This window comes from Psychrobacter sp. CX5 (assembly GCF_057621535.2).
Map to the genome: position 1 here is coordinate 1,161,653 of NZ_CM177735.1, position 22,290 is coordinate 1,183,942.

Below are 22,290 nucleotides of genomic sequence, written 5' to 3' on the forward strand. Positions count from 1 at the left end.
CAGTGTATTTGTTCTGCCGTCTACTTTATTATTAAAATCACTATTGTACCGATACTTTTATAGGGCTATTTTTTACAATTTCAAATAAAAAACGTGCTACCAATCATGGTAACACGTTTCATTTATCATGCGATTTTGACTTGGTTAAACCTCGTAAACCTTATTTAAATTAACCGTGAGTCAAGGCCCGTTAAACGGTCTGTTTATCCTCATCTTCACTTCGATCTAACATCGCTCTTATAGGTTTTGATAAAGCCAATAATATTAGCGCCGTCACCACTAAGAAGATTGCCATCGTGGTAAATAAGCCGGGTAATCCATCAATAGTCTCAGCTGACACATGACCGCCAAAGAAGGCAGCAACCAAGTTACCCATCGCATACGAGGTGAAGAATAGACCCATCATCTGACCTTGCATGCCTTTGGGAGCAAGCTTTGTCATTGACGACAAGCCGACAGGGCTCAGACACAGCTCACCAAGCGTTAATAGTAATAAGCTACCGGTTAACCATAGTGGCGACACCAATGTTCCTGGATGACCCACCACCTGTTTGGCAGCCAAAATCATCACACCAAAACCAACCGCCGCCAGTAACATACCCATGGCAAACTTAGTCATACTATTTGGCTCCAGATTACGCTCGCCCAGTTTTACCCAAATGATACTGACAATCGGGGCTAACATAAGGATAAATATAGGGTTTAATGACTGAAACCAAATGCTTGGAATCGTAAAGCCCATCACATTAAGGTCGGTATAACGATCTGCAAATAAGTTGAAAGAGGTCGGTTGTTGCTCGAAGCTTGACCAGAATAAAGTTGAACCGATGATTAATAAGAAACAAATGAGTAAGCGAATTTTGTCCGTCTTATCAAGCTTTGGCGAGATAAACATCACTAGGAAGTACAGTATCACCATGCCCGCAATAGTATAGGTCATATACTCGGCCACCATACTCGGATTAAAGGGCATGATACCGGTGGCAATCAGTGCAATGACAGCAATAAGTATTGCCATAAAAACGCCAACCCAACGCCCTATATGATTATATTGAGTATTTGGCTGTTCCCATTCAGCAGTGATGCCTTTGGCATTAGCATAGCGCTTTAAATTTTTGCGTGCAGCAAAGCGATAAACCAGTAATGAAATCAGCATTCCAATACCGCCCACCCCAAAACCAATATGCCACATTTGTCTTTCTTGAAATAATCCGACAATCAAGGCGGCAAACAGTGCACCGATGTTGATACCCATATAAAACAAGGTAAATCCCCCGTCACGGCGTGAGTCATCCTTGCCATATAAGGCGCCTACCATCACTGAAATACAGGTCTTGAATAATCCAGAACCAAGTACGATACACACCAGTCCAATAAAGAACAACGCCATACCAAACATGGCGGATAAAGCAATGCACAAATGACCTAGCGCAATAATAATACTGCCCCACCACAGTGCGCGCTCTTGACCGAGCCAGTTATCAGCGAGCCACCCTCCAGGCACAGCCGCTAAGTATAAAGTGCCTGCAAAGATACCATAAATCGCCGAAGCGGTAACATCGTCAAAGCCAAAACCACCGCTACTGACTGAAGCCACCATAAACAGTACCAACAAGGGTCTGATACTATAATAAGAAAACCGCTCCCACATTTCGGTAAAAAACAAAGATCTTAACGGCTGTGGATGCCCCATAAATCCATCGTCTAGTGCCTTAAATTCGGCAGACGTATTCGTTGTCCGTGGCTCTACACTCATAGTTTCATTTCCTTATTTGCTTTAACCTATTAAAAACAAAGTTAGACGCTAACACTTATCCTAGCGTTCATATTCACCTTTATCGAAATTCAAGCGATTTAAAAAGGTATTAAAAATTAATGAGATAAAAAAAACGTGCTATTGTTTCATGCCGATAAAAGAGAGTAAAGATTGAGTGACAAAATTACATAAAAAAACCCGCCGAGTCCTTGAGACTAGGCGGGTTTAAGCAAACGTTTTATACTCTATCCGTTAAAAAACGGTCAAAAATAAAGCTAACAGATAAAGTAAAAAAGTTTAAAAATGGCGTAAGAATTTAAATTAAGAGTAAAATATTGCGGTTAATAATACAGAAAGTAATGGCTCAAAATGTTTTCATCGAGCCAAACTCGTTTAAGAAATAACCTTAAAGCAAACTACGGCTGCTTATTGAGTCACTTCTTCATCAGCAGCATCAGTAGCTGCCTCTGCTTGATCCGCTGCGGCTTCAGCACCTTCAGTAGTTGTTTCAGCAGTAGTTGTTTCAGCAGTGGCTTCTGCGACATCAGTTGTTTCATCAACTGTCGCTTCCGTGCCGTCTGTTGCAGTATCAGCCGCATCAGTGGTTTCCGTACCGGCCGTCGTTTCTGTTGGTTCAGCGGTTTCTGTTTCAGTCGCTTCGGTAGTATTTGCTGCCGCCGCGTCTGTGTCAGCAGACATCTCTTCAGTTGTAGCATCTACAGCAGGCTCAGGCGTGATATGATCGCCCGCTGGACGTAAGAAAGCGCTAATTCCAATAAGAAGTACGATAGCCAAAAAAGCCACAACACCAACGAGTGCGTAGAGTAATTCTTTTTTCGGTTTGTTTTGGCTTGCATCTGCCATAGGTCACCTATCTGTAAAATGTGATGAAGGTTTAAGAGGATGATATCCTCTGTCATTTATTTAGGGGGAGTCACTATTTTTCTGAGTATATATTATTCTTTGAATGACAGTGTCATTAATCCACATCATTCAAAAGCAGTGTCCATTTCTTGCTATTATATCGCAATTTGCTACATTTTGTGAAAATGCCCTATCCTATTTGTGGATTAACAGTACATTTTTATTTAATTAGTTTTAAGACAGCCATCTTTGTTATTAATTTAACGCTTATATGTGCTCCTGCCAGCATAACTTAGCACTAGCATTAAGGCTATTACTATCAATATCGGATAATTACCGAAAAGCACAAACGGGGTCATACCCGTCCGAGACTGCACCTCACCGCGTAATACCGTACGCTCAAACTGCGGTGCCCGTGCCACTATTTTTCCTTTGTGATCAATAATGGCAGTTACCCCTGTATTGGTGGCACGCATAAACCAACGCCCTGTTTCAAGCGAGCGCATCTGCACCATTTGCAAATGTTGTAGCGGACCTGCTGAGGTGCCAAACCAAGCATCATTTGAGATAGTCAACATAAAGTCTGTGTGTTGCGCATTACGCCTTGTGGTATCAGGATACGCCACTTCGTAGCAAATTGCAGACCCTAAGTTATGACCCTGTATATTAAGGGGTGCCTGACCTGCAGAGCCACTGCTATAGCTTAGTATCTCCTCACTACCCGCCAATTTGGGAAATAGATCAAGCGCTCCTTGAAAAGGAATGTACTCGCCAAATGGCACCAAGTTTTGCTTTTTATACAGACCCTCTGCTTGCGCACCCAGCGCCATCACACTGTTATAAAATGGCGCATAGCTGTCTGTCTCAGGATTAAAAGCGGCGTCATCTTTATAGGGTATCCCAGTTACCCAAGCGCTATCTGACGCTTTGGCAACTTTCGCCACTTCATTGATAAATGGCTGCGCCTCTGTTTGGTACATCGGAATGGACGACTCAGGCCAGACCACTAAATCCTGACCCCACTCTGTACTACTTAGCGTGGCATAAATCTCTAGCGTTTTATACCGAAACTCGGTCAGCCACTTAACATCTTGCGAGATGTTACCTTGAATAAGCGAAACTTTTAAGTCTTCAGTATTGTCTTTGGGCTTGGTCCATGCTGGATCCAGCAACCATAACCCGATACTGATAGCCAATAAGACAGCTGTGACTAGTAGATAACCGGCTCGCTTGCGAAATACCTCCACCAAACTTACCGCCAATAACACCGCCACGAACGATACCGCAAATACCCCTGCCACAGGCGCCAAAGAGGACAACCAAGGTTGCTCGGTAAAGGCATAGCCCACAAACAACCAAGGAAAACCCGTTAACAGCCACGTTTTCATCCACTCTTGTAATACCCAAAGGGCGGCGAACGCCAACGGCTGCTTGCCGACAAAGCGATTGAAAATCACTGCCATAAACGCATGGAATAAGCCCATACCCAGCCCCATCACCGCTATAGCAAGTAGCGACAACGGCACAGAGATATAGCCATACTCATGAATTGAGGTATACAGCCAAAACGCCCCGACACACCACAGCCCCATACCATAGGCTTCACCGATGACAAACGCCCGCTTATTAGTCATTGGCGCCAATAGCAGCGCATACAGCAGCGCCGGCGATATCAATGCAATAATCCAATAACCATACGGTGCCAACGATAACATAAACATCGCCCCCGCCAGCCACGCTATGACGATAGTGATACCCATCGGTAACTGTGATGCTTGCTGGGAAGATGTAGACGTATTAAGTCGTTGTTGCACATGTTGGGTTGAGGCACGCATAACGGCTCCAGTAACTGGGTAATTCAAATAAAGTAAAAGAACCAAAACATAAGAAAAAAAAAGAAACACTCAAAATAAATCCGCTAAAACACCTGTCTATAAAACGTCGACTATTTTAAGCATCATCTTAACTATGCGTATCATAACAGCATGACATTAAAAAATCCCAAACCTACATCATCAATTAGGACTAATGCAAATAACACTAATTAAAATAACAGGCGTTAAACACCTATAGGCCACTGGCACTGATTCTCGCTTTAAACTATATCTACTGACGTTAACACAGCATAATTGCCACTACGCCATAGACAGGTTATATTCTATACTCTAAGTGGGAGGTTAACCCAGTTACATCGTATAAGATCTAATCTGTATAATGACCACCACACTCTCAATCTATACTATTTATATTCATTTATTGACGCTACTCAAGAATCCAAACATGCCGACAACACCCAACCCAGATGTCCCAAACAGTCCTAAACACCTTGCTCACAACCAAGCCCCTCATAACAAACCGGCGAGTGCGGTTGACCTTCCTGTGAGCGTGTTGGCGGGTGTCGGCAGTAAGATTGAAGGACAATTGGCACAATTGAGTATCGAGCGGCTGTTTGACTTATTACTGCATCTGCCTCGTGACTATGAAGACCGTAGCCGATTGGTCAACATTCGCGACCTACAAGATGGTCAATCCGCCTTGATTGAAGGCGAAGTTACCTATGTCGATAACAAACGTAGTGGCATGACGGTGGTGGTAGAAGACGCCACGGGTGCCATTCAGCTACGCTTTTTTAAAGTGTATGCAGGCTTGGTGCAAACCATGACCTTAGGGACACGGCTACGACTGTTTGGTGAGGTAAAGTTTAGTCGCTATGGGGTACAAATTGCACACCCTGAATATACTGTGGTAACGGCTGGCGCTCCTGTTATTAATACGGGTTTGCAACCCATCTATCCGAGTGTCAAAGGTCTTCATCAAAACAAACTGCGTACGTTGCTGAAGTTGGCATTACAGACCGTGCATCAACAAGGCTTACCGCTCAGTGTTTTTAACCGCTCAGACTGGGACGCCATTAACCAACTGCCTGCGCCACTACCGACGAATTCTTATGGCTTGCCGATAACGTCAACATCTAGTCATACTGCTTCGAATACGACCGCCAATACACACGCACCGAGTTGGCAAAATCTAACTTTATTTGAAGCGTTAACCCTCATTCATACACCGCCGATGCACACCGATATCAGTCTGCAAGTGGCACAACTTGAGCAATTAAAAGAACGTACCCACCCTGCCTGCCAGCGTCTTATCGTTGAAGAATTGACTGCTCATCAGTTAAGCATGCTGTATCGCCGCAAGCAGTTACACCAGCACAAAGCGCCTAAATGCGATGACAACAGTCCCCTTGCAGATAAACTCCTTGCCAATCTACCTTTTGACTTAACCAAAGCACAAACTCGAGTGATTAAAGAGATTACCAACGATATGGCGACCTCTATCCCCATGTTACGTCTGGTACAAGGCGATGTCGGTGCGGGTAAAACACTCGTTGCCGCATTGGCCGCCTGTTATGCCCTCGATAGTGGTTGGCAAGTGGCAGTCATGGCACCGACAGAAATCCTCGCTGAACAGCATTTAATTAACTTCAAAACTTGGTTTGAACCTTTGGGGATTGGTGTCGGTTGGCTAGCCGGTAAACAAACCGCAAAACAGCGTCGTGAGGCCTTAGCCGATGTGGTAGAAAATGAGGTGCAAATCGTTGTCGGTACCCATGCCTTATTCCAAGAGACCGTGGTATTTGCCAAACTGGGTCTTGCCATTATCGATGAACAGCACCGTTTTGGGGTCGAGCAGCGTATGGCGCTGACCAACAAGGGTGTTGCCGACAGCACCCCGCATCAGCTCATTATGACCGCCACCCCTATTCCACGGACACTGGCGATGAGTGCTTATGGCGATATGGATACTTCCATCATTGATGAACTACCCCCTGGTCGTACTCCGATAACTACCGTGACGATTGATCGCAATCGTCGTGACGAAGTGATTGAGCGTATTGCCGCAAACTGCAAAGAGGGCAAGCAAGCGTATTGGGTCTGCCCTTTGGTAGAGGACTCTAGCACCCTTAATGCTCAAGCTGCTGAAGCCACGTTTGCCGACCTAAGCGCACGATTGGACATCCGCATCGGCATGGTGCATGGCAAAATGAAGTCCAAAGAAAAACAGGAAATCATGGCCGCTTTTAAAAATGCCGAGCTGGATTTATTGGTCGCCACGACCGTGATTGAGGTAGGCGTCGATGTGCCAAATGCCTCTTTAATGGTCATTGAAAATGCTGAACGTTTGGGTTTATCGCAGCTCCATCAGCTACGTGGTCGTGTGGGGCGTGGCTCGACCAAAAGCTTTTGTGTGCTGTTATATCAGACGCCTTTGTCTGAAACGGGCATTGAGCGTTTGAATGTATTGCGTGACAGTAATGATGGCTTTGTGATTGCCCAAAAAGATTTAGAGTTACGTGGGCCCGGCGAGTTATTGGGTAAACGTCAAACCGGTAATGTGGGCTATTATGTGTCTGATCTTAGCCGTGATGAAAACTTACTGATGATTGCCAGCCATTTGGCCAAACGTTTAATTAATGATGATACACGTAAAACTGAGGTCACCCAATTAATTCATCGCTGGATGCCTGAGGCGAGTAAATATACCAATGTTTAGCATGTTGTTTAGTATGGGGTTTATTCCGATGCTTAGTCCGGTTTCCAAAAAAAACAGTCATTACTGCCTATTTCAGTTAAAATGAATCGTTGAACAGTTTCAACAAGAAGCACAAACTATTTTCAAAAGGAATCACAAATGATTAACATGAAGGATATTGTCGGCGCGGCCAAAGGCGATGACAACTCAGAAGGCGGTGGTCTGTCTGGTGTTATGGATATGGCAAAAGACTTTGATATGGCTGATATTGAAAAATATAAAAATATGTCAAAAGAAGAATTGCTAGAAGAAGTTAAAAACTCTGAGCACAGCGCCAAAGTGGTTGAATTTATAAAAGGGTTAATCGCTAGCAAATAGCGGCTTGCACTAGCATAACTTAAGGACAACTCTTTAAGATACGCATAACGTATAAAAGTGGAGGTCATTCCTAACGCTTTTATGCGTTTTTTTATGGTCTAAGAAAAGTATAAGCGGTGTTTTAGTAGATTGGTTTCAAGGTACCAAGCCTAATAATTTTAACTGATGATACTCAAGTGCCGAGAACTTAACTCAATCTACAGTTTAAGCATGACTTACAAAAGACTTAATTTATAAATTGATTAGGGTAAAAGGTAACGAGCATTTAATGAAAGGCACTAGTGATAATAGCTTTACAGTTGATAGTTAAGTAATTTTTATTATTTAAAACAATCATCAAACTTTCTCATTAGATCGAAGGTATTGAGATAGCTAACACCCAGTTCTTGAAACAGATTTGGAATAATTATTTTTTTAGCTTGATGGGCGTATTTCTCTTCTGTAATAACAGTAGATCCCTCTGTCATCGCTTTTGCAATTAGCCATGGATCTGCTGAATCCAAGAAGTGTTCATTTTTTCTATGCGTTAAATCATAGTTATCATTGCATAAATTAACGATCGTTTTAAAATTCTTCTGACAATCTTCGTCATCAACAGAAATAAAGCAATGGTCATATGATTTTACCCATTGTGCTAAATTATCACCATAACCTTTAATCTCGTCATAGACAGGTCGTATACTACATATATTACCTTTAATCTCATGCTTGAGTAACCAATCCCAAAATAAGGGGCAGAAGTCTAAACCATAGTAGCGTTTATTGGCTTCAACAAAAACATTGGTATCTAAAAGGTAGCTCATAATTGAATGCCTGATTTTTGAGCAAACGATTCAAGCTTACCTGGATTAACCCCTAGTAGGTAACCTGCCTCTCTGAATAACATTTTTCCAGAAAGAGATTCTGAGATAACGGCTTGTGACAGCCGTGAGCTCAATTTTGAGTTTTTAACAATATAGTAACTAGGTCCACCAGAATCTGATTTATTTCTTTTATCGGCTTGATAAGCTTCTCGTAACTTCTTTATGAAATTCTCATATTGCAACTTATCTATATATTTTAGAGTCAATGCTCTTCTCGCAATAACATAACGACTGACATGAAAGTGTTTCGCTAAATCGCTCAGAAGCAACTCAATATCCATATGGTCAATGTCTAAACTATGCCATTGATTTTTAAAATCTTCTTTAGGCACAAGAAATTTACCTGCAACAGCATTACAATACTGCTCTATAGGATTAGTTGCCCAAATACTATTAACAGAAATGCCAGACTCCCCTTTCAAAATATGGGCTAATTCATGGATTAACGTAAACAGTTGGGCATTCAAACTGTCCGCAGTATTAATAAAAATTAATGGCGCCACTTTATCTGCAATAGCAAAACCACTAAACTCTTCAACATTTAAGGGTCTAGAATGGTGGCCTAAATTACTGTCCTGTATTACCATGATTCCAAGATTTTCGATGGCTTCAATCAGTCGACGATGATAAGCCTTAGCATCGCCACCTCTTTTGACGTTAAGTTTCTCATTTAAAAACTCAACCATTTCATTCACAGTTGATTCGTCAAGTGACTCAACATAGTCATTGTATCCAATTCCATACTCTTTTAGATAGTCACGATACCACTCCACCCTTTCTTGATTGATACGTATAATTTCCTTTAGTTCATAACTTGGCTCTGAAATTTCTCTACTTTCTATAGTACGCAAGTCTGGAAGTGGCAGTTTTATCTCTTCGGGCACCCTATCAAGGAATAGAAATCCAAAAGGGGTATTGGTATATTTAGCGAGTAATTTGGCTTTGCCAAAGGCTATCGGAGTAAAACCTTGTTCAATTTCGACTAGTTTTTCTTCATCAATCTTAAGTTTTTTAGATAACTCAGACACAGTTAATCCTGAGCGTTGAATCGCCCAACTGATTATCTTTGGATTAATTAGCGCATGTACCATATCGTTTAGCTCAAAGTTAACTGTATATCAATTATTATTTTAGCAGTTTGAATGTTTATTATCTTGCAATTCGTACATATACTTTTAGATATAATAAAAATTCTTGTTACTGCTTTCTATAAAAATAGAACTAGAAAGAACTTTAAAAAGGAAGCAAGGTAAGATTTTAGTATTTGCTTGATCCACCTTAAGATGATAAACATTTATTATGAAGTCTTTATTTTATAAAGTCAGCTTATGATCGTATATTTCATTTTTATTTTACTATACTCAAACCCTAAATATAGTGAGCAAAATGTGTAGCGTGTGGTGTAGCGCAGCGAAACCCACGTTTAAATCTTTATTTGAATTAACATCTATATTTTTAGTTAGGTTTGACTATTGATTAACATGATTTAGGATAATCAATTTTTAGCTTGAGGGTTACTTACTCGTGATATAGTCAAAGAAGTCTAAAATGGTTACAAGGCAACCGAGTGCAAGTAGCATGTAATACGGGAGTAGGCTTAAAAAGGTTAACACTGTAACCGTTTAGTAGTTCGCTGACTATAGTGTATAACCATGACACGTTATTCTAAAGATTTAAGTCATAAAAACACCGCTAATTTATTCAAAAGACGATTAAAGAATGAACCTCCATTAAACAACCCCCGCCCTAACAAGGTCGTTTAGCCCCGATTGTAGCGGATATCCTGTTTGTTTGGGCACGTTGCAGTGGCTAGGTTGTGGGGTGGCTCGCGAAGCAAGAGACATCCCACACCGTGACACTGCCTTGCACAAATAAACAGATAGTAGCGAAAGCGGGATTGGCTGCATAAGCATTATCTTTTAACTACTAGCGCCCTTCATAGCGTTGCCGTTTTATAGGACGCAATAATAGGTATAATAGAGAATAACACCAATCTTTTGTCAAACTTATCATTTATCAAACTTATCATTCTCAAGGATGAGCCATGCCATCGCTATCAACGCTACGTAAATTGCGTGACTCAATGACAGACTTCACGCAGTCCAACGCTACCCCACCTAAACCACCAGCAACACCGAAAACTCCGCTTAAACAAAAACTGCCTCAATTACCGCCACTGCCAAATATGCCAAAGCGGGCGCTGGCTAGTGCAAAGCGATTGATGCCGCGCCTGCCCTTTACCCACAAACATCCGCAATATGACATGTTGATTATCGGGGCGGGTGTCTCAGGAATTGATATGGCCTGTCATATTCAGCGCGATAAAATACTCTCAAAGTCTATCAAGACCGGGCGAGTCGCTATTATTGAGAAACGGGCTGCTATAGGTGGGACGTGGGATTTGTTTAAGTATCCAGGGATACGCTCTGACTCCGATATGACGACGTTTGGATTTGCGCATCGGCCTTGGCTTGGTAAAAAAACGCTGGCCGATGCCGAGTCTATTAAACACTATATCGTGGAGACCGCTGAAGATGTAGGGATCGACTCGCTAATACAGTTTAATACAGAGGTATCAAAAATTGAGTGGTCGAGTAAGCTTAAGTATTGGACGGCAACTGTACTCGATATTAAAACTGGTAAAACCCAACAGATTACTAGTCGGTTTATCATCGGGGCGACCGGTTATTACGATTATAAAGAAGGCTATCAACCGACGTTTAAGGGACAAGAGTCGTTTAAAGGTCAGATCGTTCATCCACAGCAGTGGACACATGACATTAACTATAACAATAAGCGGGTGGTGGTGATCGGTAGTGGGGCAACGGCGGTGACTTTGGTGCCTGCGCTACTTGATAAGACGATATCAGCGTCTAATCCCAAGGGCCGTATAGCGGCGCATGTGACGATGCTACAGCGATCGCCCACATATATTGGTAGTGTACCTAGTGAGGATAACAGCATAACCTTGTTAATAGAGCGCTTTAAACTTAGTTCGGATACAGCCTATAGCCTTGTACGTGGCAAAAACATCTTATTTCAACAAGGGGTATATAAATTAGCTAAAGTTGCCCCTAAAGTGTTAAAAACCGTGTTAATAAGAGATGCCAAAAAAGCACTAAAAGGAAGCGTTGTTAGCGTTGAGCATTTTAAGCCCGATTATGATCCTTGGGATCAGCGTTTGTGTGCGGTTCCAGATGGCGATCTGTTTAAAGCCATACAAAGCGGGCGAGCTGACATAGTGACAGATTCTATCAAATGCTTTACGCCATCAGGTATTGAACTTGAATCAGGACGCCATTTAGAGGCTGATCTCATAGTAACAGCGACTGGCCTTAAGCTACAAATGCTTGGCGGGGCAAAAGTCTATATAGATGGTGAGCTAAGAGAAGTAAGCGAGCGTATGACTTATAAAGCTGTCATGGTAGATGGGGCGCCAAACTTAGCCGTATTATTTGGCTATACCAATGCTTCTTGGACTTTAAAAATCGATTTGGCTTGCGGCTATATTACCCGTTTATTGCGCCATATGTACCTTAATGGCTACTCAACTGTGGTGCCAAGCCCCGTGGCTGACGATGGTGAAGTTGCTGTCAAACAATCCGGCACAGTAATGGGTTCCTTAACAGCTGGATATATTAAACGAGCTGAAAACGTCCTTCCTAAACAGGGCGACCGCTATCCATGGCTAGTCACTAATAACTATTTAACGGATACCGTTATGCTCAAATATCATAGAATTGAGGACAAATGGCTAAGATTTGGCAAGTAGCGGTTTAAAGTCGGTAGCGGTTTAAAGCAAATGCATAAAATAGGACTTGAAATAAAACATTTCGCGCCTTGATAAAAAAGACCCTTAAAAAGTTTGCTAAGTGGCAAACGGTATTTAAGGGTCTTTATTTTTTTATGACTGGATGTATTAGTAGCTTATTGTTTTAGTAGCGTATTGTTAGAAAGATTAAATTAATTCAGATAACCTACCTAACGACTTTTAACAGCTCTTTAACACCGAGTTTACCAAAGTCATTGGCGGCTAGTGGACCGTCACCCGAGATTAGTTTTCTATCTTGATGCGTGTGGCCGGTTGCCAGTTTATTAGTAACCGTCATTCCTAAGGCTTCAAGCTTTTCGTTAAAGTACCATGGCATATTACCGGGTAGATAGCCCATCTTAGGCATTTGCTTGTCCATGACATCAGGGAACGCAACAATATCATATCCTTTATAGATGAAGTCGCCATCTGCTTTATTTTCAGAGTCGTTATCAGTAGAATCTGCGGGCGCTAGATCAGCGGCTAACAAAGCGGCTGGACCGTGACAAATTACCATAGTCACAAGCTCTTTTTTATGTCCCCAACGCAGTACTTCCCCTAAGTTTTTATCTTCTGGTAGACCTAACATCGCGCCATGTCCACCGGGTATAAAGATGCCGACATAGTCTTCGCTATCTGCCATGTCGTTTTTAACGAAGTCTGCTAAGCTATTTGGCGACTCAAACTTATCTTTGTATTCTTGATAAATGTTTTTGACGTTGTCATCTTCATTTGGCATTGCCCACGTTTCAATTTCAACAGATTTACCCGTTGGAGTGAACACATCAACTTCAAACCCTGCTTTTTTGAAATGTAACATCGGCACCATCATCTCGATGGGCTGATTACCCGTTGCAAACTTCTTACCATTTTCCATGGTCATATATTTTTGTTCGGTGCAGACCATCATAATCTTTTTGTTACCACTATACGGAGTATCAAAAACGGTATTATCATAGTCACTCTTTTTAGGTGCGGCGATTTTGAGTGCCGATTCCGCAGGGATAAATATACCCTCTTCAATTTCTTGTGGCTCAAAGCCAAGAGTCTGCTTAATATTCCCTAGCGTTTCTTTAATATTCATATTGTTTCTTCCTTTATTTTTTGAGTTTGTAGATATATAGGTATTTTTAAATCCCACCATAAAGTTAATATCTGGCAATATTAATAACTGAATTATCAACAGTACTTTTAGATCGACTATTAAACAATACTTAAAAGGGTGGCAAGTCACCCCTTTTTAAAGGGGGATTTAGGGGGATTTTTACTGAAAATCCATCCCCAACCCTTCCTTTGAAAAAGGAAGGGAGCTAAACCTTGCAAAAGCTACAGTTAATACTTTAAGTTGAGATTGGCGTGTTTTCTAAATTGCGTTAAATGGTTAACTACTGCCAGCCTTTTATTTAAACATTAAATTCAACGAATAATTAAAATAATAAAACACATGATGTCTAAACGTTATATATAAGATTATTTACAACGTCATGTACATGTATAAGCAATATCGATACCTTCATCTCCTTAATTTAGCAAATTCCTGCGTTAGTAAGGTGATGAAAGATTTAACGTTTCGTAAGCTGTGTAGGTTATGCGTATCTCCAGCTTTCATTAAGCCCATAAAAAACCCTATACCGATATGGCAAAGGGTTAGGTTTTAGTTATTATGGCAGGGCGTATGCTACATAGTTTGCACCCTGTAATAAGTGTTTGAATATGCATAAAGTGTATTGATAAGAAAATAGATTGTATTGTTTCACGTGAAACAAACCTTTATTAGTCAATTACACCAGTCTATTAAGATGCCTAATTTAACTGGTATGATATAGCGGGTCTAATTATAAGCCGCTCTACCACATTAAATCATCTGGAATAACATAAGCGGCGTACGGATCATCTTCGGCTGGTGCGTCTACTGCTTTATCATTCGACTCAACGATAAAGCCTGCCATCTTATCGTTAATCCTATCCGCCAGTGGCCTCGGCAGTAACGCATAGCCTTCTTCTAAGCGTGCAATACTGACATGGCCGGCGACTATTTGATCAAATAGCTTTTGGGTAATATGAATTTTTTTGATTTTTGAATCATCGACAAAGCGGTACTCAATATCCCCTTGGGTATCGGCAATCTGATGCTGATTAATCATTTGGATAATATTGGCATAGCGGGTCTTTTCTTCTAAGGCTTGTTGCTTTTGTTGATTTAACTTCTGATCTTTTTCAAACTTTTCTGCTTGTGCTGCTGCCACAGCCTTCTTAACCTCTGCATCAGGATCATTACCCGTACGCTTGGCATGTTGCGTCTGCTTGCTTATCTTTTTGGCCTTTTTGCTGTCAACCAATCCCGCTTTTAATAATTGCGCTTGTAAGGCATTTTTTGCCATATGACTGTCACCTTAGATAGTGTATTGAGATGTGAATCTGAAAATTGTTTATTTTGTAGATTTATTCGTTATAGACACTGTCTTTCCTTGCCTCACTGACTTATGGCGTGTCGTAACGGAAAAATATTCGTCAATTAAATATCTGTTAAACGCTGTCACAATTTAAGTATGGTTCAATGATAAAATAGTACGCTCATTTTAAATGCAGCGACGCTCATTTAAAAATTTAACATGGCGACCTAATTTGAGTAATGACGATTTAAAATTAGTGAGGTCAACGCTGTCATAGTTGTGAGGCGGTTTATAATTATATCAAAGCATACCACAAACGGAGACTAACACCATGACGGCATTGTCGTTAAAAGAGATTGAGACCATCGCTCAAAAGACATTTAGCATTGCTGATAGCACTTATCATGAGCTTGATGAGATGAGAGCTAACCCTGATACGCTGCGACTATCCGTCATTAAAGCGGACATTACCCAGCTTAAGGTAGGCGCTATTGTCAATGCTGCCAATTCGAGCTTATTGGGCGGAGGCGGTGTTGACGGGGCGATCCATAGAGCGGCGGGCCGTGAGCTACTTGACTACTGCCGCGGCTTAAAGGGTTGCCCAACGGGTGAGGCCAAAATTAGCCCAGGGTTTAATCTGCCCGCTGAATATGTCATACATACTGTAGGACCCGTATGGCATGGCGGCAATAACAATGAATCTGAACTACTGGCAAACTGCTATAGAAACTCGCTGACATTAGCACTACATCATCATATTAAAAGTATCGCCTTTCCAGCGATCAGTACGGGCGTCTATGGTTACCCTATTAAAGAAGCCACTCAGATAGCGATAAAGACAGTACAGCAGTTTATAGAGACGTCGCTTAAGGAAAACTCACCGTTGCCGATCACTGACATCGTTTTTTGTTGTTTTTCATCAGCAGATGCAGCAGTGTACAAAGCGCTTTTAGACAATCGACCTTAATAACTGAATTATCAACAGTACTTTTAGTTCATCTATTAAAAAATACTGAAAAGGGTTGCAAGCCCCCCTTTTCTAAAGAGGGATTTAGGGGGATTTTTAACGAAAATCCAACCCCAACCCTTCCTTTGAAAAAGGAAGGGAGCTAAAGCTTGCAAAAGCTATAGCGTGTACTTTAAGTTGAGATTGGCGTAAGGTATAACGCTGTTTATTTGGATTTATTGGACTTGTAATGACCAAAATCATAGCGGATTTTTTGATTTTGAATTTCACCGATAAATAAACGGTGCGTATTGGCATACAAATACTTGCTACCCGTCTTTAAGATACCATCTTGTTTAAGCCGTCTAGGGTCAAAGGTAAACCCTATCGGTAGCATACGAAACTTAGTGTGACGACTGGCCCGATTCACATAATCACAGTCCTCACACAGCGTAATACTGGTATCAAACCCATTGATCGCTTGGTGGACTGATTTAGTTGAAAACATACACGCACCCACTGCCGTAGGAAACGTAAACTGGGTCAAAAAGATACCCATATTAAAGAGCTGATAGCCAAGGATATAGCGTTTTGGTAGTCCTTTAGGTGATAAATAAACCCCAGCAACTTCGAGCTTTTTTGCTGCCTTATAGGCCATCGCTCTTTGAAGAAAATCCGGCGCTAATCTCACATCAGCATCCAAAAATAGCAGATTTTCATTCTCAGCAAGCTCGGCGCCAGTATTACGCCCCAAGCTCACTCCTCTTATTAGCATCTGCTCAATGCGTAGGCGTGGCAGCACATTAATATAGCGACGGGCAATATCACAGGTATCATCATCACTGTCTGAATCCACCAGAATGACTTCAAAATCACGATAGGTTTGCTTAACCAAATCGCTAAGTAGGCCGCTAATACGCTCGGCTTCATTTAAAGTAATAATCACAATACTGAGTGAAGACACAAGACAATCCTATAGTGATACCAATGCTGAAAAACAACCTATCTATGTCAAACTCGCTTAACCGACAGTGGGTTTGCTGTCTTTAACAGGTTAGTTTTAATAAGTTAGTTTTCATAATTGATAGTTGACAATGAGCGCAATAAATCAGGTCATAAATTTTAAAATTATTACCACTCATGCTACGTCCTAAATGTGTCAATATGATTATAACGACATAGGATATTACTATTAAGGGTGTCTTAAGCAACATTTTAATTAATGCTCTTTTAATCAATGCTGTTTAACACTCCCTATTAGTCACTCTCTTTTACAACATCCTTTGACACCTCCGTTTAGTGGCACACTCACGCAGCGTCTTTTGGAGGCCACACTTTACCGGGATTTAATATATTATTAGGATCGAGCGCCTGTTTGATCGCTTGCATCATTTTGACCGCCTCACCATGTTCATAAGCCATATATTTTTGTTTGCCTTGTCCGATACCATGCTCACCGGTGCAGGTACCATCCATATCAATAGCTCGCTTCGCCAAACGTCCCACCAGCTCTTCAGCTGTTTTGATCTCATCAGGGTTATTAGTGTCTACCAGCAGCAGTACATGAAAGTTACCATCTCCGACATGACCGACGATAGGCCCTATCATGCCCGAGGCTTCAATGTCTTTGGCCGTCTCACTGACACACTCCGCCAACCTTGAAATAGGCACACAAGCATCCGTTGATAAGGCTTTGGCTTCTGGACGTAACGCACAGCTGGCAGGATACGCATTGTGACGGGCATGCCATAACTTTCTTCGCTCATCTTCATTACTGTCCCAAGCAAAGTCAGACCCCCCGCATTCCTCCACGATCTGAGAAAAAATCTGCGCTTGCTCTTGAACGCTGGCCTCACTGCCATGGAATTCAACAAATAAAGTAGGCGACTCTTTAAGATTTAGGTTTGAGTATTGATTGCACGCTTTGACTTGCAGGGTATCTAACAGCTCAATACGGGCAATTGGTAGACACATTTGGATCGTCAACATTGTGGCTTCACAGGCCGCTTCGACAGTTGGGAAGTGACAAATACCACTGCCGATACATTCACTAATACCAAATAATTTTAAGGTCACTTCAGTGACAACCCCTAAAGTCCCCTCAGAGCCTATCATTAATCGGGTTAAGTCATACCCTGCCGCTGATTTTTTGGCACGGGTCCCGGTTTTAATAAGAGTACCGTCAGCGGTGACTACTTCTAGGGCTAGTACCACATCTTTCATTGTGCCATAACGTACCGCATTGGTGCCTGACGCACGGGTGGCAACCATCCCTCCAATAGTGGCATTCGCACCTGGATCTATCGGGAAAAATAAACCGGTATCGCGCAAATAGTGATTGAGCTGCTCACGGGTAACTCCCGGCTGCACGGTCACCGTCAAATCCTCATTATTCACCTGAATAATTTCATTCATTTCGCTCATATTAATACACAGCCCTCCATAGGGGGCATTGAGTTGACCTTCTAACGACGAGCCTATACCAAATGCGATAACTGGCATTTGATAGGCGTTACATATCTCCACCGCTTTTGCCACATCATGTTTATTTCGTGCCACAAGTACTGCATCCGCAGGTTGGTTTTGTAGCCATGTCATGGTATGTGCATGCTGCTGACGGTTGGTTAAATTCACACTCAGTTGATCACCAAACTGTTGTTTTAACTTGGCAATGGCATCACGATAACCATCCCGCTGCTCTGAACCATTATGAGTATGAGACGCCACTAAATTATCATGAGAATAATCGTCCAAATCTTTTGTTTCTAAATGCTTTACTGTTGTATGATTCATAATATTTTTCCTTATAATTACGTATATCAGATGACGAGGTCAAAATAACATCCTATAGCGTTAGGGGTGAGGCGTTAATCTACATATTAAGTTGTTATTTTCGTAAGAATTTCTTAGGACTATGTTAATAAAATAGTTTGACTATACTCATCAAGTTTTTTAGAATAAGGCAACCTTTAAAACAATTATCACTATGCTGATATAATCGTGTAACATGATTGTCTTAAATGGCTACGTTGGGTGTATACAAGGACGGTTTAAGAGTAGGGTTTTCTACACTATTTTAGCAGATGGTTTGATCCTCTACCCTTTAGCATACTCCCTAAGAGTTTGCTGCTTATAACATCCCATCGTAGGCTGGTTTATGACAAAGCTTTTGACACTCTATTGACTTAACGATTCGTTATCTTATCTTCTACCTCATTTTACTATTATACAAGGACGTAACATGAATAAATCCCTATCTTTCGCCTGCGCCGTTGCTGCGCCAATTCTGTTTAGTCAATCTGCTGCTGCTGAATTTGATTATTTCAAAACAGATGGTAGCTTCAAGCGATTTTCTGTATCAGCAGGTTGGTTACACGCCAGTCCTACGGGTGATGCGACCCCTGTTAAAAATACCACTGCTATCGATGATGGTACCTTAGCTCAAAATGGTAGCGTAAAAGCAGGTACAGTCAAAGATATTGTTGATCAAAGTCAACCGCAAGACGTTTTGGATCAGCTATCCCTTTTAAATAGCTTACCTAATGATATTGATCTTTCAAATATTCCAGTTATTGGCGATGTGTCAGGCACAACTACCATTAATGGTCTCGAAAGTTTTGCAACTGCTGGTACAGGGCTTGAAGCTGATGACGTAGATACCGTGGGTCTGTTATTTAATTATTATATTGATGACAACTGGTCTGTAGAAGTTAAAGCAGGTGTCCCTCCTAAAGTAGATATTTTAGGAAAAGGTACCGTTGTAGCGCCTTTTTCTGGCAAGGCAGCCTCTCCCGCTGTATCAACCGAGTTTAAAGTTCAAAAAGACATTGAAATTACCGATCTATCTCAAGGTAGCACTGCTTCCACAGCACGTGCTTGGCTACCGGCTGCAGAAGTCCATTATCAATTTGGTAAGTCAGGGGTTGATAAGTTCCGTCCCTATGTCGGTGCAGGTTTGATGTATGCTTATTTTAATGATATTGAGCTTAACTCTGGTATTGCTAAAGACCTAGTAGCAGCTGGAGATATGATTCAAAATATTAAAAATGGTAAAGCAGGGGCTTCCCTTGAAGGTATACCGTCTGATAGTGGAATGGAACTTAAGGTTGAAGCGGACAGTGTTTGGGCACCTATCGTCACCGTCGGTGCGACTTATGACTTCGATGAAAGTTGGTTTGCGGTAGGCTCAGTGTCATACGCTAAGCTTGACAGCGATACTACCATTACGGTGAAAAACGATGATGGCGAGCAATTAATCAAAGCGGTTTCGAATATTGATATAGATCCCTATATTACTTACTTAGGTGTGGGTTACCGCTTCTAGTTTAAGACCCTATATTTTTAAGCAAGAGTTAGCAAATTATTCGCATCAATAATAAACGCACATTCAACTTCGGATTGAATGTGCGTTTTCTTTGAATTAAACTCAAAAAGCGTATTAAACCCGATAAATCATTCGCGACAAATATAGTCAGCGAACGACTAAACGGTTACAGTGTTAACCTCGTTAAGCCTACTTCCGTATTACTTGCTACTTGCACTCGGTTGCCTTGTATCCATTATAGACTTCTTTGACTATAGTAGGTTCAGTGACCCTAATCGAGCCTAACTAAGATAGGTTATTTTACATGAAAGGTATAACTCATAAAGGTGTCATTCATATTAGGAAATATAAGCCATGACTCTGTCCCCAGAAAGTCCAGAAAAGCGCACCAATGATGGTATCAATGCAAGGACTAATATCAGTGATTTTGCTACTCAAGAAATGCCGCTTCATATCGCCACCTTAAGTCATGTGCGTGCTGGGAAGGCCATGCCATTCACCCGTGAACAGCTGAGCGCTATTAACAAAACCCCAATCTCTGAACCCACTGCCGTTAACTATATGGGGCTTGTCACAGATGAGCAAGCTGACAGACGTCACCATGGTGGTCATTTAAAGGCGGTTCATCAGATGCCATCAGCTACCTATGATAAGCTTAACCTAGAGTTTGGGTTAAAAACTTCGATTGGTTTATTGGGTGAAAACTTAACCACTGTACCGCTGCCTGGTTATGCTGATTTGGCTGAATCAACAGTATGCATTGGCGATGTCTTTCAGTATGGAGATGCAGAAGACGCAGTTCAGCTGCGTATTGTGCAACCAAGACGGCCTTGCTATAAAATTAACGATCAAATAGGCATGCTATCTAGTACTAGCAATAGGAATAAAAATATTGCCTCGTGGTTTACCCAACAAGGTATTGCGGGTTGGTATTTTGAAGTGGTTAAAGAAGGTATTATTCGTCAAGACCTGCCTGTATATTTAATTGAGCGACCCTACCCTTTTGCAAGTTTGGACAAGCTATGGCAACTTGCCAACGCAAAACAAACTATTGACGCCGATGTCATTCAGCCATGGCTTGCTATTGACTGTCTTGAGGAAAGTTGGAAAAAAGTACTATCCAAAAAAGTACTATCAAAAAAAGTACTATCAAAAAAATAAAATCATAAGCATTAATTGAAAGGATCGAATTAAAAAGGTGAAACAAAAAAAAGAGTTGGCATAGAAGCCAACCCTTTTTGATATAACTATTTTTTAGTCTAAGTGTTATCCACTAAATATAGCTTACTGCGCTCCATAATGACGCGTCTCTTGAATCTCAACTTCACCCGGTTGAGTGGCAACAAGCTCACCACGCTTATCTTGGATTTTCTGTTGCAGAGTAATCGGTGCCGGCGTCGTACGCATATTAGCTGGCGTTATATTGCCTCTATTTACCTGATTGGCTGATCTTTCTCCCTTTAATAAAGGTGCAGTACTAATCGCGTTGACTCGGTTCACACTCTCATTACTATTTGAAGTATTGTTCATGCTATGACTGCGTTGAGTATGTTGATTAATCTCAACACGACCTGGTTGTGTAGCCAACAGCTCGCCATGTTGACCCCTTACCTTTTTTTGCAATGTATTATCAACAGGTTGTTCAAGTTCATTAGCCGGTGTAACATTACCTCGATTTATAACACCATGATCTACGTCCTGATTTCCAACCTGATAACCTGTCATCCCAGAGCCAGTATAAGTAGGGCCAGTTGCTGCAACAGCTGTCCCCGATACTGCGAATAAGCTTGCAACTAATGCTGAAAATACTAACGATTTATTATTAAACATCATATGCTTCTCCAAATTAAAATTTATGTTAAAGTGTTAATTAATTAAAAATATCTTATAGATGGCCGAAGTAGCCTATATAATACGATCTAGATGATATGATATTAACAGTATAATAAAAGCTTAGTAGGTTGTTTTTATAAGGGCTTTGTAAAATTTTACTTGAGAGTTGTATGTTTATAGTCTATTTGTAAAGTGAACTGTTATGAAATCGTGAGTGAATGCTGTCCTCTATATAGCTTTGTAAATCATACTACATAACATTTAATGTGCACTTTAAATATCTATAATGCATTTTGACGAACTTATATTACCATTGATATCTATAGCAGTAACCCTTTACAAGAAAGTCTTTTAACAAAAACATCTATCTGCAAAAATTTAATTCTTCTATAGTCAACATATTTTAAATATAGTCATTGTCAGGATGATGAGATTGAGGTAACCGCATGCCAATAAGGCATAAGTAAGCCTCACGAAGTTAGCACCTAAGCTCTTTAATTTGAAGATGACTATTACCATGCAACCGAATAAAGGGTCTACCAGGGTAGGCTAAATGAGGTTGGCAAGGTAACGTTTTATAAATTCAGCA

Annotated in this window: 16 protein-coding genes; 6 read left to right on the forward strand and 10 right to left on the reverse strand. The window is 41.2% G+C overall.

What is annotated here, in order from left to right; genetic code table 11:
* Positions 1–190 precede the first annotated feature (190 nt).
* The 3 genes from AC21OG_RS04495 to lnt all read right to left on the reverse strand — a co-directional run bounded on the left by AC21OG_RS04495 (position 191) and on the right by lnt (position 4,455).
* A complete protein-coding gene (locus AC21OG_RS04495) occupies positions 191–1,756 on the reverse strand; it encodes a peptide MFS transporter (protein ID WP_486545256.1) in 1,566 nt (521 codons plus the stop codon).
* Between the two features lie 426 nt (positions 1,757–2,182).
* Positions 2,183–2,620 carry a hypothetical protein gene (locus AC21OG_RS04500; protein ID WP_487376081.1) on the reverse strand — a complete coding sequence of 146 codons (438 nt, stop codon included), beginning with the start codon at positions 2,618–2,620 and terminating at the stop codon, positions 2,183–2,185.
* Between the two features lie 260 nt (positions 2,621–2,880).
* Complete coding sequence (gene lnt, locus AC21OG_RS04505; protein WP_487376082.1) at positions 2,881–4,455, reverse strand: apolipoprotein N-acyltransferase; 1,575 nt, start codon at positions 4,453–4,455, stop codon at positions 2,881–2,883.
* Positions 4,456–4,900: 445 nt separating this feature from the next.
* Here lnt and recG point away from each other — a divergent pair, with 445 nt between their 5' ends.
* Together recG and AC21OG_RS04515 are read left to right on the forward strand one after the other, a co-directional pair.
* Positions 4,901–7,174 carry an ATP-dependent DNA helicase RecG gene (gene recG, locus AC21OG_RS04510; protein ID WP_487376439.1) on the forward strand — a complete coding sequence of 758 codons (2,274 nt, stop codon included), beginning with the start codon at positions 4,901–4,903 and terminating at the stop codon, positions 7,172–7,174.
* Positions 7,175–7,312: 138 nt separating this feature from the next.
* Positions 7,313–7,531, forward strand: a complete 219-nt coding sequence (locus AC21OG_RS04515; RefSeq protein ID WP_487376083.1) for a hypothetical protein — start codon at positions 7,313–7,315, stop codon at positions 7,529–7,531.
* A 320-nt stretch (positions 7,532–7,851) separates the two neighbouring features.
* On the opposite strand, the gene AC21OG_RS04520 is transcribed toward AC21OG_RS04515, so the two are convergent.
* Positions 7,852–8,334: a DUF4411 family protein gene (locus tag AC21OG_RS04520; RefSeq protein ID WP_487376084.1), complete on the reverse strand. Its 483-nt coding sequence runs from the start codon at positions 8,332–8,334 to the stop codon at positions 7,852–7,854.
* The gene (locus AC21OG_RS04525; protein ID WP_487376085.1) at positions 8,331–9,422 is read right to left on the reverse strand and encodes an ImmA/IrrE family metallo-endopeptidase; all 1,092 of its coding nucleotides are present in this window, start codon (positions 9,420–9,422) and stop codon (positions 8,331–8,333) included. Before AC21OG_RS04525 ends, AC21OG_RS04520 begins: the two co-directional genes overlap by 4 nt.
* A gap of 1,157 nt (positions 9,423–10,579) precedes the next feature.
* Between AC21OG_RS04525 and AC21OG_RS04530 the strand changes: the two genes are divergently transcribed.
* Positions 10,580–12,166 carry a flavin-containing monooxygenase gene (locus AC21OG_RS04530; protein WP_491185071.1) on the forward strand — a complete coding sequence of 529 codons (1,587 nt, stop codon included), beginning with the start codon at positions 10,580–10,582 and terminating at the stop codon, positions 12,164–12,166.
* A gap of 205 nt (positions 12,167–12,371) precedes the next feature.
* On the opposite strand, the gene AC21OG_RS04535 is transcribed toward AC21OG_RS04530, so the two are convergent.
* Both AC21OG_RS04535 and AC21OG_RS04540 read right to left on the reverse strand, forming a co-directional pair.
* Positions 12,372–13,289: a DJ-1/PfpI family protein gene (locus AC21OG_RS04535; protein ID WP_487376086.1), complete on the reverse strand. Its 918-nt coding sequence runs from the start codon at positions 13,287–13,289 to the stop codon at positions 12,372–12,374.
* 763 nt (positions 13,290–14,052) lie between these two features.
* Positions 14,053–14,586, reverse strand: coding sequence for a DUF2058 domain-containing protein (locus AC21OG_RS04540; protein ID WP_487376088.1), 534 nt, complete (start codon positions 14,584–14,586; stop codon positions 14,053–14,055).
* Between the two features lie 430 nt (positions 14,587–15,016).
* Between AC21OG_RS04540 and AC21OG_RS04545 the strand changes: the two genes are divergently transcribed.
* Entirely contained in the window at positions 15,017–15,565 is a 549-nt protein-coding gene (locus tag AC21OG_RS04545; RefSeq protein ID WP_487376441.1) for an O-acetyl-ADP-ribose deacetylase, read from the forward strand.
* A 205-nt stretch (positions 15,566–15,770) separates the two neighbouring features.
* Here AC21OG_RS04545 and AC21OG_RS04550 read toward each other — a convergent pair whose 3' ends face one another.
* Together AC21OG_RS04550 and AC21OG_RS04555 are read right to left on the reverse strand one after the other, a co-directional pair.
* Positions 15,771–16,508, reverse strand: coding sequence for a glycosyltransferase (locus AC21OG_RS04550; protein WP_487376089.1), 738 nt, complete (start codon positions 16,506–16,508; stop codon positions 15,771–15,773).
* A 344-nt stretch (positions 16,509–16,852) separates the two neighbouring features.
* Entirely contained in the window at positions 16,853–18,337 is a 1,485-nt protein-coding gene (locus AC21OG_RS04555; RefSeq protein WP_487376090.1) for an FAD-binding oxidoreductase, read from the reverse strand.
* Positions 18,338–18,785: 448 nt separating this feature from the next.
* Between AC21OG_RS04555 and AC21OG_RS04560 the strand changes: the two genes are divergently transcribed.
* Together AC21OG_RS04560 and AC21OG_RS04565 are read left to right on the forward strand one after the other, a co-directional pair.
* Positions 18,786–19,868 carry an OmpW/AlkL family protein gene (locus AC21OG_RS04560; protein WP_487376092.1) on the forward strand — a complete coding sequence of 361 codons (1,083 nt, stop codon included), beginning with the start codon at positions 18,786–18,788 and terminating at the stop codon, positions 19,866–19,868.
* A gap of 441 nt (positions 19,869–20,309) precedes the next feature.
* Positions 20,310–21,029 (forward strand): MOSC domain-containing protein, encoded by a 720-nt coding sequence (locus AC21OG_RS04565; RefSeq protein WP_487376443.1) that lies wholly within the window; start codon positions 20,310–20,312, stop codon positions 21,027–21,029.
* A gap of 123 nt (positions 21,030–21,152) precedes the next feature.
* On the opposite strand, the gene AC21OG_RS04570 is transcribed toward AC21OG_RS04565, so the two are convergent.
* On the reverse strand, positions 21,153–21,701 hold the full coding sequence (locus tag AC21OG_RS04570) for a hypothetical protein (RefSeq protein ID WP_487376094.1): 549 nt from the start codon (positions 21,699–21,701) through the stop codon (positions 21,153–21,155).
* Positions 21,702–22,290: the final 589 nt, after the last annotated feature.